Raw genomic sequence first — 15,568 nt, forward strand, 5'->3', positions numbered from 1 at the left:
TTTGTCCTTGTAAAATTTTATGAGGATGTTTCCGATTTGTTGTCCTCCAGAAGATCTTCTGCATCGGCCAGGGGATTGATGACGAGCGTTCGAAATTCTTTATAGTAGACCATGCCGGGTTTTGCTCCCTTTGCTTTATACACATGTTTTTTTTGTGTATAGTCGATTTCCACGGCACTTTCTTTGGAACGTGAGGAGTATTTTGCTGCCAGATAGGCCGCTGCTTCCATATCTTTCTGTTCAACCTGGCGTCCTGCCGTGCGCAAAATCACATGCGCACCCGGAACGGTCTTCGAATGAAAAAAGAAATCCTCTTTATCCGCCACTTTTAGCGTTAAGTGGTCATTTTGTGCATTGTTTCGCCCGATCAGGACGATAAAACCGTTTTTGGTGCGGAATTGACGTGGCGGAAGCGCGGCGGATGATGCCGCTTTCTTCTTTCGCTTATGTTTAGGAAGGATGCCTTCACGCTCAAATTCCTGCTGAACGGCTTCCAATTCCTCCATTTCCTGCGTTTGTTCCAGCATCTCGCCCAATTGTTCCAGATAGCGAATTTCTTCTTCCAGACGCGGGATGCTTTCGGTCAACAGTTTATGCGCGGTATTGAGCTTGGAAAACTGGCGATATTTGGCCTCCATATTTTCGTGACCGGATTTTTTGGGATCCAGCGGAATCGTACGGGACTGATTGTCGTGAAAAAAGTCGTTCACCACGATGCTGTCACGGCCTTTCTCCACCGTATGGGCATAGGCGGCCAATAAATCGGCTTCTTCTTTGTATTCTTCGCGGTTCTGTGTCTGGATCAGATCTTCGCGCAAGTGATCACGCTTACGCATTTTCTTATCGAGTACTGCCGCCAACTGATGACGCATATGCTCCTTACGTTGCCCAAACCCGTCATCGCGTGCTGTTTCCGCCGTTTGGCGATCAATGAGTGCACTGATGGAGGAGTCTTCCGCTTCAGGATTTCCATAATGCGTCAAAGCAAAAGGATAGGCCTGATTCTTCGGGGTGCAATACAGCGCCGGATGGTAGGTATCGGCACGTAGAGCAGAAATAAGAAGGGAAAGTTGGCGGTCAAGGGCATCGCGCTCCGCCGATGTGAGTGCACCGATGGGCGTATTGGGCGCAACATCCGCACGTACACACAGTTCAACGGAAACAAGAGGAGAAAAGCCCGTCAATTGGCCATAGAAAAGCTGCTTTACCGTTAGCCCTCCACTTTGCTCGTCTTGTGCGGCTTCGATGAGTGCGGTGAGGGACACCTCTTCCGTGAGTACATCGCGCTTATTTGCAGGAAAAACGGTGTATGTTTTTCCGGGATAGATTTGACGAACACGGCTCATATCATGGGAAACGCGGCGCACTGCCTCCAGAACGCGATCGTTTTCATCGAGAAGGATGAGATTGGAGTGACGACCCATTACCTCCAAAACCAACTGTTTTTCCACCGTATCGCCCAGTTCATTACGCGTTTGAAAACGGAGACGAACAGTACGATCCAGGGCGACCTGATCAATGCCGATCAACTTGCCCTGACCAAGATGTTTGCGCAGAAGCATAACGAAATTGGGCGGCGTTTTCGGATTGGCGTATTTTTTCGTTGTCAGATGCAGCCGACCGTTTGAGGAATCACAGGAAAGATAGAGCAACAGATTTTCGCCGTTGGCATAAAATGCCATGGTGAGTTGCGTCGGGCCGATTTGATTCATTTTTTTTAGGTGTCCGCCGAGCAGCTTTTCCTTAAGCTCCGCAACCACCGCATGCATGGTAATGCCATCAAAAGTCATGAGAAAATCCTTTCTGCGTTTATTATAGCATTCGCTTGAACCGGAACGAAGGAGAGAAAAACGAGAAACGCGGTAGACAGTGCGAGAGACACGCATAACGTCGAGATGAAATATGACAATATTGTCATATTTCATCGCTTTTTCGGTATTTGCCTGTTACACTGTTTTCATAAAGAATAGGAGGAACCATGCGACGTCAGGGAAAGTTGATCATATTGTCCGGTCCGTCCGGAGTCGGCAAGGGAACGGTGTGCGAAGCACTAAAAGCGAAGCGCAAAGACCTTAAAGTGAGTATCTCCGCCACCACCCGTGCAAAACGCCCGCAGGAAAAAGACGGCGAAAATTATTTTTTTCATACGCTTGCGGAATTCAATACACTCATCGACCGTGGGGAACTGATTGAATTTGCTAAGGTCCACGGGAATTATTATGGCACACCGAAAGCGTACGTTTTAGACCAGCTTGCTGCCGGTGAAAATGTACTTTTGGAAATTGACGTGCAGGGCGCGATGCAGGTGAAACAGAATATGCCCGGCGGCGTCTACATCTTTCTACTTCCGCCGCATCGCGATGATTTGGAATCGCGCATTCGTAATCGCGGAAGTGAGGATGAAGAAAGTATTCATCTGCGTTTAACCAACGCGAAAAAGGAAATTTCCATGCTGCACGATTACGACTATGCCGTCGTGAATGATGAAGTGGATCGCTGTGCGGAGATGGTGTCACATATTATCGATGCGGAGAATCAGCGCATTGATGCGGAACTGATTGAAACGTATTGGGAGGAATTTCATGATTAATCCATCATTTCGAGAACTGGGCGAAATCAGCCCGAGCCGTTACGACGTATGCGTGATGGTGATGAAACGCGCGCGTCTGTTAACGGACGGATCGCAACCGTTAGTGGACAGCAAAGGCGAAAAACCGGTTACCGTTGCATTGGACGAAATTATGCAACACAAGGTAACCAAGGTTGATCACGTAGCCCAAATGGAGGAATAAATGAGTCTTTCAGGCAAGCGCATCCTCCTCGGCGTATCGGGAGGTATTGCAGTCTATAAAATCCCGGAGCTGTTGTCACGCTTACGCAAAGCAGGAGCCGAAACGCGGGTGGTCATGACGGAAGGTGCGGCGCGTTTTGTGACACCCTTGACCTTTCAAACCATGTCCGGTCATGCGGTATATACGGATCTCTTTGCGGAAAGTGAAGGGATGATTCCTCATATCGACTTAACGCGCGAAGCCGACCTCTTTTTGCTGGCTCCCGCGACGGCAAATATTCTGGCAAAAATGGCGAATGGCATAGCCGATGATCTGCTTTCTGCAACGGCCCTTGCGGCGCATTGCCCGGTGATGGTCGCCCCGGCCATGAATGTGGTGATGTATCATAATGCCGCGACGCAGGAAAATCTGCAGACCCTTCGTAAACGCGGCATTCAGGTTTTAGAACCGGATGCGGGTTGGCTTGCCTGTCAAGAAGAGGGGGAAGGACGGATGCCGGAAGCGGCTTCTCTTTTCCTTTCCATAGAAAGCGCTTTAACCGAAAAGGATCTGGCCGGAAAACGGATTTTGGTTTCGGCCGGTCCGACCAGAGAACGCCTGGACCCTGTGCGCTTTTTAACCAATGATTCCTCCGGGAAACAGGGTGTGGCCATCGCAAAGCGCGCGAGGATGCGTGGTGCGGAGGTGACGCTTGTGCATGGAGAGATGAAAGTGCCTGTTCCGGAGGGGGTGCACGCGATTGCTGTGGAATCGACGGAGGATATGCTTGTCGCCCTTGAGAAGGAATTTTCGAAAGCGGATGCGCTTTTGATGGCGGCTGCTCCGGCGGATTTTCGACCCGTAGAAGAAAAAACGCAGAAAATCAAAGGCACAGATGACGGGAAGGTGCATATCCTGGAGATGGTCGATACGCCGGATATTCTCCGGCATCTTGCCACGATGAAGACCCATCAGACGGTGATCGGTTTTGCGACCGAGTCCGAGAAGGTGTTGGATCATGCACGCGAAAAGCGCAAGAAGAAAAAGTTGGACTATATTGTAGCGAACGATGTTACAAAAGAAGGCGCCGCTTTTGATTACGATACGAATATTGTGACGATACTCGGGGAAGACAAGGAAGAAGCGCTGCCGCTTCTAACCAAAGAAGAAGTGGCCGATCATCTATTGGATCTTTTGCGATGAGCACGTTCGTCGACGTCTATCTGTTGACCAATACGCGAAAGACGGAGCGACTTTTTACGTATGCCGTTCCCGACGCCCTTCGTGAAGGTGCGGTGCGCGGTGCGCTCTGTCGCGTACCGTTCGGACGCGGTAATCGTCGTTGCGATGCCCTTGTTTGGCAAGTCGTGGAAAAGAATCCTCCGGATTTTCCTACCAAGGCTGTGCTCTCCTGGATTCCTACGCTTTCTCCGCTATCGGAAGAAGCAATGGCCTTAGTCGAGGACATGGTCAACCACGATCTTTCCGATTATGCCTCAGCCATTCAGACGGTTCTCCCACCGGGAAAACCGGGAGAATATCGTCCGAAAATACGTTTGTATTATGCATTAACGAAAGAGGGGGAAAAAGCGACGCCGCGCGCCGGAGCACATCGTCAGACGAAGGTTCTGGCAGCTCTTTCTCAAGGTTCGCTTTCTCGTGAAGCCCTGCTTGCCGAAACCCAAGCCGATTCTGCGACGCTTTTACGCCTGGAAAAACGGGGATGGATTACCCGGGAAGAGGAGCGTATTAAACGTCTCCACAAGCCGGAAGCAGAAGCCTATGCGGCCATGCCGTTAACGCCTAATCAACAGGAGGTGTTTGATCAGATTACGGCCAACACAGGTCAGTATCTGCTTTGCGGGGTAACCGGTTCGGGAAAGACCGAGATTTATCTCCAATTGGTGCAGAAGGCACTGGAAAGAGGAAAACAGGCCATTATTTTGGTTCCGGAAATCGCATTGACCCCGCAGACCATTGCACGTTTTGAGGGGCGTTTCGGTCGCCAAGTGGCCATATTGCATTCCCGACTTTCTTCTGCAGAACGCTATGAAGAATGGGAAAAGATTCAGCGCGGTGAGGTCACCATTGCCATCGGTGCACGAAGCGCCGTGTTTGCCCCTTTTTCCGATCTCGGCATCCTCATCATCGATGAGGAACATGAAACAAGTTATGTGAGTGAGCAAAACCCGAAGTATCATACCGATCGCATTGCGGCATTTCGGGCCAACTGGCATCATTGCTCTTTGGTTCTGGGCTCTGCAACGCCTTCCATGGAGTCGCTTTACCGCGTCGAAACAGGGGAACTCACACGCCTGGATTTGCCGACACGTGTGCTTAATCAGCCCATGCCAACGGCTCATCTGGTGGATATGCGTGAAGAACTGAAAAACAACAATCGCTCCATGTTCTCACGAGATCTGTACAAAGCAACAAAGAGTGCACTGGACAAGGGAGAGCAGGTCATCCTATTTCTCAACAAACGCGGTCATACATCGTTTGTATTCTGTCGTGCCTGTGGCTATGTCTATCGTTGTGATGCGTGCGATGTGGCCATGACGTATCACAAACACCGCGACAAGCTCATTTGCCACTATTGCGGAAGAGAGAAGGCCTATCGTAGACAGTGCCCGCAATGCGGAAGTCACGCCATACGCGAATTCGGCGCCGGTACGGAACAGTTGGAAGAAGAAGTAAGGCGGCTTTTTCCCGGAGCGCGGATACGCCGGGCGGATGCGGATACCATGCAGCAAAAAGGAGCCTATGACGACGTTTATCGCGGTATGCGTGAAGGAAAAATCGACATTCTTCTTGGCACTCAAATGATCGCTAAAGGGTTTGATTTTCCCAAGGTGACGGTCGTCGGCATTCTTTCCGCCGATGTCAATCTGAATTTGCCGGATTTACGTGCGGCAGAACGAACCTTTCAGCTGTTAACGCAGGTGGCCGGTCGAGCGGGAAGGGCGGATCGTCCCGGAAAGGTGTTCATTCAGTCCTATGTTCCGACGCATTATGCGCTGGTCTCTGCGGCGAGATATGACGGCGATTCCTTCTATCGTCAGGAAATCGCGTATCGTCGAGAAAAACACTACCCGCCTGTTTGGCATGTGCTGCACATCCAATTCAGCGGTTTTCGGCGTGATGAGTCGTTGCATAAAGCGCATCAGGTGCACGATTTTCTTGCGCACCGTTATTTCGATCTTCACTGTGACGGACCGAGTCCGAGTGTGATCGAGCGCATGAATCGTCGCTATCGCTTTTCCCTCATGCTTCGTTCGCCCGATCGGAGATTGCTAGAAGAGGCGGGAAGAAGCGTAATCAGCGCGTTTCCGACAGCGGAAGATCTATGGATCACGGTTACGCTGGATCCATTAACGACGTATTAATGTAAAACTTGCCGCATGAAAAAAGGAGGGACACTTCTTTAAGCGGCGAAAAAGAAAGGACAATCATGGCTTTACTAACCTTGCGCGTGGAAGGAGATCCCATCCTTCGCAAAAAAGCGAAACCGGTCAACGAGATCAATGACAAAATTCGCACGCTTCTTGATGCCATGGTGGCAACCATGAAAGAAAATGAGGGTGTCGGTCTTGCCGCACCGCAGGTGGGCAGACTGCGCCGTCTGATTACGGTGGATGTCGGACAAGGCGTGTATAAAATGGTCAACCCCGAGATCATCGAATATTCTGAAGAACAGCAGTTGGATATTGAAGGATGCTTATCCGTCCCGCACTATAACGGTACGGTCTATCGCCCGCAACGGGTGGTGGTATCGTATCTGGACGAAGAGGGTGAGGCGAAAACGGTCGAAGCGGAGGGCCTTTTTGCTCGGTGTCTCTGTCATGAAATTGATCATTTGAATGGTGTGCTTTTTCGGGATCTGGTAGACGAAGAAATCGACCTTGCCCATCCGACGGATGAACAGAAAGCGTATTTGCGTGCGCATCATCTCCTGAATGAAGAAGAAGAGCCCGTACCGGAGCAGGAGGAAATGCAGGTGTCCGAATCTGAAGCGAAAGGGGAGAAGTGATGCGCATTGCCTTTTTCGGTACGCCGGACTTTGCTCTTCCTTCGCTTCATGCGCTTCATGCAGCGGAAGATATGGACATCGTTTTAGTCGTTTCCCAACCGGATCGTCGAAGATCTCGCGGAAAGTGGAGCCCGACGCCGGTGAAGGAAGCCGCGCTTTCGCTTTCTCTTCCGGTGGAAACGCCGGATTCGGTAAACGATGCCGCGTTTCTGTCCCGACTTGACGAGACACAGCCGGATGTTCTTGTGGTCATCGCTTTCGGCCAGCTCCTCGGCGACGCATTGCTTTCCCGCTATGCCGGGAAGATTCTCAACATCCATGCGAGCCTGCTTCCGCACTATCGCGGCGCCGCACCCATTCAGCGGGCAATGCTTGCCGGAGAGAGCGAAGTGGGCGTAACCGCAATGCTTGTGGAAAAGGAACTCGATGCCGGGGATATGCTTAAACAAGCCTCCTTTGCATTGAAGGCTGAGGACTTAAACATCGTATCGAAAAAACTGAGTGTGCTCGGTGCGGAGGTACTGTTAGATACCCTTCGCCATTACGAGGCATATTACGCGGCTCGTGTTCCGCAAGATGAGGAAAAAGCAACCTATGCCGCAAAGATTCAACGTGAAGACGGCTTGCTCGATATGCATCAATCAGCAGAAATGCTGGTTCGTCGAGTCTTAACATTGAAAGATTGGCCGGGGGCGAAGATTTGCTGGATGGGCGAGGAGTATAAAGTACATGACGCCCATGCGGAGAAAGATGCCGGTGAGGGTGAAGTAGGGGAAATTCTTCGCGCTGATAGGAACGGCATCGCCATTCGGGCGGGAGAAGATGTGTTCGTGGTAGACGTGTTGCAACCGGCCAATAAGAAATCTATGCCGGTCGGCGCATTTCTGAACGGTCATCCGGTCACGCCGGGAACCAAAATTACCTCGTGGGAGAATGTATGATGGGAAAAACGGACGAAGCCAGAGAAGCTGCACTTGACGTACTTGTGCAAGGGGAGCGAAAAGGCGAAGCGGTGGAAAGATCGCTTAACCGTCATGCAGAAAAGGTAGCGGATGCGCGTGATCGGGCGGCAATGCGTAGGCTGGTTTACGGTGTTTTGGAAAATCGCCGCTATCTGGATGCCATGTTGGATGCCTTTTCTGCCCGTCCCATGGCAAAGCAAAAGGTCACGGTGCGCAATATTCTTCGTCTCGCTGTCTATGAACTTCGTTTTTTAGAGACCCCGCCGCATGCGGCGGTGAATGAGGCCGTTTCGTTGGTACCGAAAAAAGAGCAGCCGGCCAGACGCTACGTGAACGCCGTGTTACGCTCATTCCTGCGTGCGGGAGAAAGTGCAGCCGAACTTTCGATTGCGGATCATAGGAAACGTCTTGCCGTGCGCTATTCGCTTCCGGATTGGATGGCGGAATACCTCGCGGATTGTTTTTCCGAGGAAGATTGGGAAACCTTGCTGTCCAGACAGAATGAATCGGCACCGATAAGCCTTTTCGTTGCGCCTAAATACTCCCGTGAGGCGCTCTTTGAAGAACTCTTGCCCACTCTTACCGATTTGCGTTTCGGCGCGATTTCTCCACACTGCCTCTTGTGTACAGGGGGTCCGATTACCGAGACCTCCGCGTTTCGGGAAGGAAAAATTACGATTCAATCCCAAGCCGGCGTGCGTGCGGCGGAAGTAGCGGCAGAAGGAATCGAAAAAGGGGAAATTCTCGATCTCTGTGCGGCACCAGGAGGAAAAGCGGTAGCGATGAAGCTTCTTTCTCCGTCGTGTCGGGTGGTCGCCAATGACGTAGTGGAAGAAAAACGGCGCTATCTGGAAGAAAATGCACAGCGCATGCATACTCCGTTGGATATCAACATCGGCGATGCACGCTTATTTCGACCGGAGTGGGAAAACCGGTTTGATGCCGTGCTCGTAGATGCGCCCTGCTCGGGTCTTGGACTCTTAGGACGAAAGCCGGACATTCGTTGGCATCGCCAAAGAGAGGATATTGACGAACTGGCTATTTTGCAAAAGGAAATTGTTCAAACGGCATTACGTTATGTGAAACCCGGTGGACGACTGGTGTATAGTACGTGCACTTACGGAAGAAAAGAAAACGAAGAGGTCATTGCGACCATCCCTAAGACGTGGATTTCCGAGCCGATGGAGGGAAAACCGGTACTTTATTATTCCCCCCTTGAGGACTGGTCGGACGGCTTTTTTGTGGCACGCTTTCGTCGTCCGGACGCTGACGCGTAAACGATAGGGATGATATAATAACCAAAAGCAGGAGGAAGTATGCAACGTGCAGGTAATGCGCTTACGCTTGCGGAATGTCGGGAGTGGGCATCGAGACAGGGCTTTCCCGCTTTTCGCGGAAATCAACTTTTTCATTATTTCCATATCGAGCGTAAACGGGATATTCTTGAGGCTCATGTCCTGCCCAAGGCGTTTCGGGAACGAGCGGCAAGCCTTCCTGTACGCACAGTGCAGAAGATTAAGCGTCTCGTTTCTCGTGACGGCAGCGCAAAGTATCTGCTGGCGCTGGAAGACGGCATGGCTATAGAAACGGTATTTATGCCGTATGCCGATCGTACGACACTGTGTGTCTCTACACAGGTGGGATGTCGTATGGGTTGCACGTTTTGCGCTTCCACCAAAGCGGATTTCGGTCGTAATTTACAGGCGGAAGAAATCTTAGCGCAGGTCTATCGCGTAGAAGAATGGGAAAAAACGCCCATTACCCGTATCGTTTTAATGGGCATCGGCGAACCGATGGATAATTTGGAGGAAGTGCTTCGTTTCATTCATCTCGTCACTTCTCCTGAAGGAAAGAATCTGAGCGAAAGGCATATCACGCTTTCCACCTGCGGAATTGTTCCGGGCATTCATCGGCTGATGCAGGAAAAATTAGCCATTAATTTGGCCATTTCCCTTCATGCCACGTCGGATGAACGACGAAGGCGAACCATGCCCATTGCCCGACGCTATACCATTGCTGAAGTGTTAGACGCCTGTGATGCCTATTTTGCAGAGACGGGAAGGCGCATCAGCTTTGAGTATGCTCTTATTCAAGGCGAAAATGACCGGGAAGAAGATGTACAGTGGATGAGCACCCATCTTGTCGGTCCGCAATATCATGTCAATCTGATTCCCTTGAACACGATCGAGGAGTTTCAGGGGCGTTCCGCAAAGGAACAGGCGATTGCCCGCTTTGCAGAACGGTTGGAGAAAAACGGCGTGCATGTCAGCATTAGACAGAAACGCGGAGCAGATATCGACGCTGCCTGTGGTCAGTTGCGCGTCCTGTATGAAGAAGGAGAGAGGAATTGATGAACACCTATTCCATAACCGACGTGGGACGCGTGCGTTCCATGAATCAGGATCGCTATTCCAACTACTTTCATCCCCGCTTTTCGCTGCTTTTGTTGGCGGACGGTATGGGTGGACACAACGCCGGAGAAGTGGCGGCAGCCATGGCGATTGATGCCTGCCGGGAATACTTCATGAAAGACAAGGAACGAAGCGACTATGAAGCGCTGTTGACCGAAGCGGTGGAGGCGGCCAATCTTGCCGTTTATGAAAAAGGAGAAAGCATTTCGGAATATCGCCGTATGGGAACAACGATCTGTGCGGCGGTGATTGCCGATCGTCAGTTGACGATCGCTCACGTCGGCGACAGTCGCATTTATCTTTTCCGCGACGGAAAACTTCTACAGCTGACGCAGGATCATTCTTTGGTCGCCGACATGGTTCGTCAGGGTCTGCTCACCCCGGAACAAGCGCTCGTACATCCGGACCGAAACACCCTGACTCGTGCTGTCGGTACGAATGAAACCATCGCGGTGGACACTCGCACCCTTTCTCTCTCCGCAGGAGATCGTCTTCTTCTTTGCAGCGACGGTCTAACAAAGATGATGGACACCGAGGCGATTGAAGCAATTCTTGCCGCTGAGCCGGTCGCACGTGAAGCGGCTGAAATGCTCGTGAAACAGGCAAATGACAATGGAGGAGCCGACAATATTACCCTTACGCTGTACGATATAGGAGGCGATGATGAAGCCGATTCTGCTCAATAATCGTTATCGCTTGGCGCAACGCATCGGACAGGGCGGAATGGCCTATGTGTACGAGGCGGAAGATCTCGTGTTGAAGCGTAAAGTTGCCGTCAAAATCTTAAAAGAGCAATATCTCGAAGATGATGAATTTGTTCAGAAATTTGAGAATGAAGCATTGGCCGCCGCTTCGCTCAATCACCCCAACGTGGTCAATGTGTATGATGTCGGACGTGAGCAGTTTGATGACCGCGTGCTTCATTATATTGTAATGGAGCTCATTGAAGGAACGACGTTGAAGGAAGCGATTCAAACGCATGGAACCATGAGTAGCGCCGTAGTCGCCAAAACCGGTCAGCAGATTGCGCTGGCTCTTGCGCGTGCACATGAGTCACACCTTGTACATCGGGATATCAAACCGGCCAATATTCTTATCACGAAAACGGGAGATATCAAAGTTGCGGATTTCGGCATCGCCCGCATTACTTCCTCATCCACAGTGACGTTTACGAATAATATTTTGGGTACGGTGCATTACATTTCTCCTGAGCAGGCAAAGGGACAGCCCGTGGATGCCCAGTCCGATATCTATTCTCTTGGCGTTGTCATGTATGAAATGGCGACAGGTAAAGTGCCTTTTGACGCGGAAACGTCTGTGGGTATTGCGATGAAGCAGATTCAGGAGCAGCCTGTTGCACCCATTGATCGCAATCCTTCTCTTCACCCCGGCTTAAACCGCATTATCCTGCGTTGTCTCGAAAAAAATCCGGATGATCGCTATACGTCTGCAGAGGAATTGGCGGATGCCCTGGACAATTACAATAATTTTGACGATACGCTTTTTCTTCCCACCGCCAATTCGCATGAGGATACGCGAAACACTCCTGTCGCCCCTGTACAGGAAGCCGTTTATCAAAGCCGAAGTGCGCAGGCGAAAAAAGAATTGAAGGAAAAAAAGGCAAATTTGCGCACGATTTCTCTGCTTGCCGTTTCGGTCGTTGCCGTTCTTCTTCTGGTGTTCTTTTTCTTCTATCAGAAACAGAAGAGTGAGAAAGAACGATACGCTATGGTACCCGCCGTGATCAATTTGGAGGAAGAAAACGCCCTGAATCAGCTGGAGAAAAACAATTTGAAGGGGGCGGTCACGGAACGCCGTCCGGATGAGGAAGTCGAACAGGGCATCGTCATCGACCAGAGCATTATGAGCGGAACGACAGTGGAAAAAGGAACGACGATAAATCTGGTGGTCAGCTCAGGAAAGAAACAAAAAACAGTGCCGGATGTGGCGGAAAAAGGCATAGAAGAAGCGACCAAAATATTGCAGGAAGCCGGTTTTCGCGTCGGACAGACCAAGATGATCTTTGACGAGCATACGGCAAAAAACCAGGTCGTTCGTACGGAACCGTCCGCCGGAACGGAAGCGGAAAGCGGAAGTCGCATTGTTCTTGTCGTCAGCAAGGGGAAAGAAGCGGTGATGACGATGGTTCCGGTGTTGATCAATAAAACACAGAATCAGGCTCTTGCGGAACTCAACGAAGCCGGCCTCAAATTGGAGAAGGTGAATACGGCTTTCAGCAGCTACCCTTCGGGAACGGTAATTTCGCAATCCATTGCTGCCGGTACACAAGTGGAACAAAACAGTGCCATTACCATTACGGTCTCTATGGGCGAACAAACCTCTTCTTCCGAGGATAATGCTTCAAAGAAGATGATCTATAAAACACGAATTTATCCGCCCGCAGGGAAAGAGACCTTTGAAGTCACCATATTTGACTTAAATGAATCCCGCGAGGAACCGGTGTTTAAGAAAACCTTCAATGCCTCGGATGCCAACAGTGAGGGTTATATTTCCGCCACGGTTGAAGCGATGGAGGGGGCTCAGTTCTCCATCTATATTGACGGCATACTCGCGGAGGCAAACGGACAGAATAAAGGTCCTCAGCGCTAATGCAGGGCAATAAAGAGGAGGAAGCGTGCCGAAAGGACATATCATTTCAGCCGAAAAAGATCGCTATGAACTGGCGCCAACGCGAGATGCGGAATGGACAGGGACAATTTTTGCCAAAGGGCGTGGTGTATTACGGGAAAGTGATTTGCGTCCCATGATCGGTGACTATGTGTTCTGGACAAAGGCCGAACAGGATGAGGAAGCTACCATTACAGAGGTTCTTCCGCGAAAGAATCGACTTCTTCGTCCTCCCGTAGCCAATGTGGATCAGGTGCTGGTGGTGGAAACACTGGTGGAACCCATGGTCAACGCGTTACAGTTGGACAAATTGCTGGCGGTGTTGGAAAAACGACACTTTCCCATCCTGCTCTGCTTTAACAAAATGGATCGTACAGCGGATGACTTACGTGAAATGTGGGCAAAACGCTATCGTTTGGCGGGGTATTGTACGTTTTTTGTCGATGCACTGCACGGAGACGGATTTCCCGCTTTAGAGAAGGCCTTAGCCGGTCGCATGACCGCTATTGCCGGTCCGTCGGGTGCAGGAAAATCCACATTAATTCAGCGTCTGAGCGGAGAAGAATCCATTGTGATCGGCGAACTCAGTGAAAAAACCGCACGCGGTAAACAGACGACACGAACGAGTCGGCTGTTTTCTCTGGGGGGAGATACGTTCATCTTCGATACGCCGGGCTTTTCCACTTTGGATTTGCGCGATTTTACGGCGACAGTTGAACTCGCCTCGGCTTTTCCGGAAATTGCCCGCTTCAAAGAATACTGTCGCTTTCGCAACTGCTCTCATCGCAAAGAGCCGCATTGCGCGGTAAAAGAAGCGGTTGCACACGGCGAGATTGCCGAGGAACGATACGCCTCGTATCTTACCTTATATGACGAAATAGAGAAGAGAACAGTATATTAACACCCATGTTGTGCTTCTCGGTATATTACACAAAGAAAAAAGAAAGGGAAGAGAATGGATCGTCAATTGGCTCCGTCACTGTTATCTGCGGATTTTTTCAACCTTGAGAAGGAAATTACCGCTCTGGAGAAAGCAGGCGTTACGCATCTTCATCTCGATGTCATGGATGGGCAATATGTTCAGAACATTACGTTCGGTCCAAATGTCATTGCCCGGTTAAGAAAACATACTTCGCTATTTTTCGATACCCATCTGATGGTAAAAGAGCCCTCCTGTCTGTTTCCCGCTTTTCAAAAAGCCGGGTGTGAGTTGCTCACGATTCATACGGAAGGTGTTACACACAGCTATCGTGCTTTACAGGAAATTCATGATTTGGGAATGAAAGCGGGTGTCGCGATTAATCCCGGAACGCCGGTTTGCGCGGTCGAAGAGTTGTTACCGGAAGCCGATCTATTGCTTATCATGAGTGTCAATCCCGGCTTTGGCGGCCAATACTTTATTCCTTCCATGCTTGACAAAATTCGTAAAGCGAAACGCATGATTGAGGCTTCCGGAAGAGAAATTATTCTGGAAGTGGACGGCGGTATCCGTTTGGATAACGTGGATGAGGTACTTGAGGCGGGCTGTGATTGGGTTGTTGCCGGCTCCGCCGTTTTCGGCAGCGATACGTACGGTTCGGCAAAAGCCTTTATGGAGCACATGAAAAAATGAAGTCTGTGGCGATCATTGCGGCCGGAGAGAGCCTTCCGTCGGACGAGTTGCTGCGTGAAAAGCTGGCCGAAGTCGATACGATTCTTTCCGCCGATGGCGGATTGGACGTTCTGGTTCGTCTGGGAATAAAAGCGGATCTGCTTGTCGGTGATTTTGATTCGTCCCGGTTTTCCTTTTCAGATCCTCTTTTACAGACCTATGTGCACGAAAAAAAGGTTTTGCGTTTTCCGGTGCGAAAAGATGCAACCGATACCGAATTGGCTTTATCCTATTGCGCCGAACATGGGGCGGCGTACGTTCTGCTTTTTGGTGGGGCGGGGTCGCGCCTGGATCATACCATGGTGAATTTGGCGATGATGAAACGTTTTGCGGAAGACGGCATGTGCATTGTGCAGTATATGCAGCATAATATCGTGCGCTATCTTGTTCCGGGAAACTATTGTCTGCCTAAGCTCACGCCGGAATGGTACACCTCTTTTATGCTGTTTTCCGGTGAAGTGAAGCTGACCCTGAGGGGATTTGACTATCCGCTTGAACGTGCCACGCTTACTGCAGGCTCTTCGCTTGGTATTTCGAATCATGTTTTTTCCGTCGACAATGAAGTGCAGATTGAAAGCGAGAAGGGATGCGGCGTATTCTGCATTCAATCCTGCGATGCAAAGAAGTGATTTTATACGGAAAGCAAGAAGACAAGATTCCGGCATTTCGTCATGATTACGAATAGTAACGAGAAAAAATTCCCCTGTGCTATCTGATGCACAGGGGGATACTGTTTTGTGGGGATGTGTTTAGTAAATACGGTTGGTTAAAGCAAGTTATGCTTCCACCGCTTCTTCAACGACTTCCTCTTCTACAACCACCGTCTCTTCTACCGGAGTCTCTTCCAGGTAAGCGGCATTCGGCCGGTTGCGATTCGCTAAACCGGAACGCAGGCAACGGGTGCAGACATAGATCCGCTTCGGTGTGCCGTTTTCCTCGTAAACACGCACGCGACGCAAATTCGGCGTCCACGTACGGCGAATACCTCTATGCGAAAAGGTAACCTTATTACCGGCTGATTTAGATTTTCCACAAATTTCACAAACTCTCGCCATGACTTTCCTCCTGCCCTTCCATTGAGTGAACATCGGTATTATAACAAAATACGATGTGTG

At 50.5% G+C, this 15,568-nt stretch carries 14 protein-coding genes and 1 pseudogene; 13 read left to right on the forward strand and 2 right to left on the reverse strand.

What is annotated here, in order from left to right; all coding sequences use genetic code 11:
* Positions 1-17: 17 nt before the first annotated feature.
* Positions 18-1,790 carry an Rqc2 family fibronectin-binding protein gene (locus BN3910_RS01845; RefSeq protein ID WP_187367678.1) on the reverse strand — a complete coding sequence of 591 codons (1,773 nt, stop codon included), beginning with the start codon at positions 1,788-1,790 and terminating at the stop codon, positions 18-20.
* A gap of 188 nt (positions 1,791-1,978) precedes the next feature.
* Between BN3910_RS01845 and gmk the strand changes: the two genes are divergently transcribed.
* The 13 genes from gmk to BN3910_RS01910 all read left to right on the forward strand — a co-directional run bounded on the left by gmk (position 1,979) and on the right by BN3910_RS01910 (position 15,082).
* Complete coding sequence (gene gmk / locus BN3910_RS01850) at positions 1,979-2,590, forward strand: guanylate kinase (protein ID WP_066923788.1); 612 nt, start codon at positions 1,979-1,981, stop codon at positions 2,588-2,590.
* Positions 2,583-2,792, forward strand: a complete 210-nt coding sequence (gene rpoZ, locus BN3910_RS01855; RefSeq protein ID WP_066923790.1) for a DNA-directed RNA polymerase subunit omega — start codon at positions 2,583-2,585, stop codon at positions 2,790-2,792. Before gmk ends, rpoZ begins: the two co-directional genes overlap by 8 nt.
* Positions 2,793-3,974: a bifunctional phosphopantothenoylcysteine decarboxylase/phosphopantothenate--cysteine ligase CoaBC gene (gene coaBC, locus BN3910_RS01860; RefSeq protein ID WP_066923792.1), complete on the forward strand. Its 1,182-nt coding sequence runs from the start codon at positions 2,793-2,795 to the stop codon at positions 3,972-3,974.
* Entirely contained in the window at positions 3,971-6,157 is a 2,187-nt protein-coding gene (gene priA, locus BN3910_RS01865; protein ID WP_066923794.1) for a replication restart helicase PriA, read from the forward strand. The genes coaBC and priA overlap by 4 nt, the downstream gene beginning before the upstream one ends.
* Positions 6,158-6,222: 65 nt before the next feature.
* Positions 6,223-6,801: a peptide deformylase gene (def, locus tag BN3910_RS01870; protein ID WP_075967970.1), complete on the forward strand. Its 579-nt coding sequence runs from the start codon at positions 6,223-6,225 to the stop codon at positions 6,799-6,801.
* Positions 6,801-7,742, forward strand: a complete 942-nt coding sequence (gene fmt, locus BN3910_RS01875) for a methionyl-tRNA formyltransferase (protein ID WP_066923796.1) — start codon at positions 6,801-6,803, stop codon at positions 7,740-7,742. The genes def and fmt overlap by 1 nt, the downstream gene beginning before the upstream one ends.
* The gene (rsmB, locus tag BN3910_RS01880) at positions 7,739-9,040 is read left to right on the forward strand and encodes a 16S rRNA (cytosine(967)-C(5))-methyltransferase RsmB (protein ID WP_066923798.1); all 1,302 of its coding nucleotides are present in this window, start codon (positions 7,739-7,741) and stop codon (positions 9,038-9,040) included. The genes fmt and rsmB overlap by 4 nt, the downstream gene beginning before the upstream one ends.
* Before the next feature lie 39 nt (positions 9,041-9,079).
* Positions 9,080-10,114 carry a 23S rRNA (adenine(2503)-C(2))-methyltransferase RlmN gene (gene rlmN, locus BN3910_RS01885; protein WP_066923800.1) on the forward strand — a complete coding sequence of 345 codons (1,035 nt, stop codon included), beginning with the start codon at positions 9,080-9,082 and terminating at the stop codon, positions 10,112-10,114.
* Positions 10,114-10,860: a Stp1/IreP family PP2C-type Ser/Thr phosphatase gene (locus BN3910_RS01890; protein WP_066923802.1), complete on the forward strand. Its 747-nt coding sequence runs from the start codon at positions 10,114-10,116 to the stop codon at positions 10,858-10,860. The genes rlmN and BN3910_RS01890 overlap by 1 nt, the downstream gene beginning before the upstream one ends.
* Entirely contained in the window at positions 10,835-12,784 is a 1,950-nt protein-coding gene (pknB, locus tag BN3910_RS01895; protein ID WP_082790258.1) for a Stk1 family PASTA domain-containing Ser/Thr kinase, read from the forward strand. Before BN3910_RS01890 ends, pknB begins: the two co-directional genes overlap by 26 nt.
* Before the next feature lie 25 nt (positions 12,785-12,809).
* Positions 12,810-13,703 (forward strand): ribosome small subunit-dependent GTPase A, encoded by an 894-nt coding sequence (gene rsgA / locus BN3910_RS01900; RefSeq protein ID WP_066923805.1) that lies wholly within the window; start codon positions 12,810-12,812, stop codon positions 13,701-13,703.
* A 54-nt stretch (positions 13,704-13,757) separates the two neighbouring features.
* Positions 13,758-14,414: a ribulose-phosphate 3-epimerase gene (rpe, locus tag BN3910_RS01905; protein ID WP_066923807.1), complete on the forward strand. Its 657-nt coding sequence runs from the start codon at positions 13,758-13,760 to the stop codon at positions 14,412-14,414.
* Positions 14,411-15,082, forward strand: a complete 672-nt coding sequence (locus BN3910_RS01910; RefSeq protein ID WP_066923809.1) for a thiamine diphosphokinase — start codon at positions 14,411-14,413, stop codon at positions 15,080-15,082. The genes rpe and BN3910_RS01910 overlap by 4 nt, the downstream gene beginning before the upstream one ends.
* Positions 15,083-15,322: 240 nt before the next feature.
* On the opposite strand, the pseudogene rpmB reads toward BN3910_RS01910, so the two are convergent.
* Positions 15,323-15,508 (reverse strand): annotated as a pseudogene (rpmB, locus tag BN3910_RS07955) (50S ribosomal protein L28); the annotation flags it as partial.
* Positions 15,509-15,568 lie beyond the last annotated feature (60 nt).

This window comes from Murdochiella massiliensis, from assembly GCF_900059565.1.
GTDB lineage: Bacteria > Bacillota > Clostridia > Tissierellales > Peptoniphilaceae > Murdochiella > Murdochiella massiliensis.

Excerpts from the sequence above, each read along its gene's own strand:
- coaBC (WP_066923792.1), top strand. The coding sequence starts at position 2,793 with ATGAGTCTTTCAGGCAAGCGCATCCTCCTCGGCGTATCGGGAGGTATT.
- rsmB (WP_066923798.1), top strand. The coding sequence starts at position 7,739 with ATGATGGGAAAAACGGACGAAGCCAGAGAAGCTGCACTTGACGTACTT.
- rpe (WP_066923807.1), top strand. The coding sequence starts at position 13,758 with ATGGATCGTCAATTGGCTCCGTCACTGTTATCTGCGGATTTTTTCAAC.
- BN3910_RS01890 (WP_066923802.1), top strand. The coding sequence starts at position 10,114 with ATGAACACCTATTCCATAACCGACGTGGGACGCGTGCGTTCCATGAAT.
- fmt (WP_066923796.1), top strand. The coding sequence starts at position 6,801 with ATGCGCATTGCCTTTTTCGGTACGCCGGACTTTGCTCTTCCTTCGCTT.
- rpoZ (WP_066923790.1), top strand. The coding sequence starts at position 2,583 with ATGATTAATCCATCATTTCGAGAACTGGGCGAAATCAGCCCGAGCCGT.
- rlmN (WP_066923800.1), top strand. The coding sequence starts at position 9,080 with ATGCAACGTGCAGGTAATGCGCTTACGCTTGCGGAATGTCGGGAGTGG.
- def (WP_075967970.1), top strand. The coding sequence starts at position 6,223 with ATGGCTTTACTAACCTTGCGCGTGGAAGGAGATCCCATCCTTCGCAAA.
- BN3910_RS01910 (WP_066923809.1), top strand. The coding sequence starts at position 14,411 with ATGAAGTCTGTGGCGATCATTGCGGCCGGAGAGAGCCTTCCGTCGGAC.
- pknB (WP_082790258.1), top strand. The coding sequence starts at position 10,835 with ATGATGAAGCCGATTCTGCTCAATAATCGTTATCGCTTGGCGCAACGC.
- BN3910_RS01845 (WP_187367678.1), bottom strand. The coding sequence starts at position 1,790 with ATGACTTTTGATGGCATTACCATGCATGCGGTGGTTGCGGAGCTTAAG.
- gmk (WP_066923788.1), top strand. The coding sequence starts at position 1,979 with ATGCGACGTCAGGGAAAGTTGATCATATTGTCCGGTCCGTCCGGAGTC.
- priA (WP_066923794.1), top strand. The coding sequence starts at position 3,971 with ATGAGCACGTTCGTCGACGTCTATCTGTTGACCAATACGCGAAAGACG.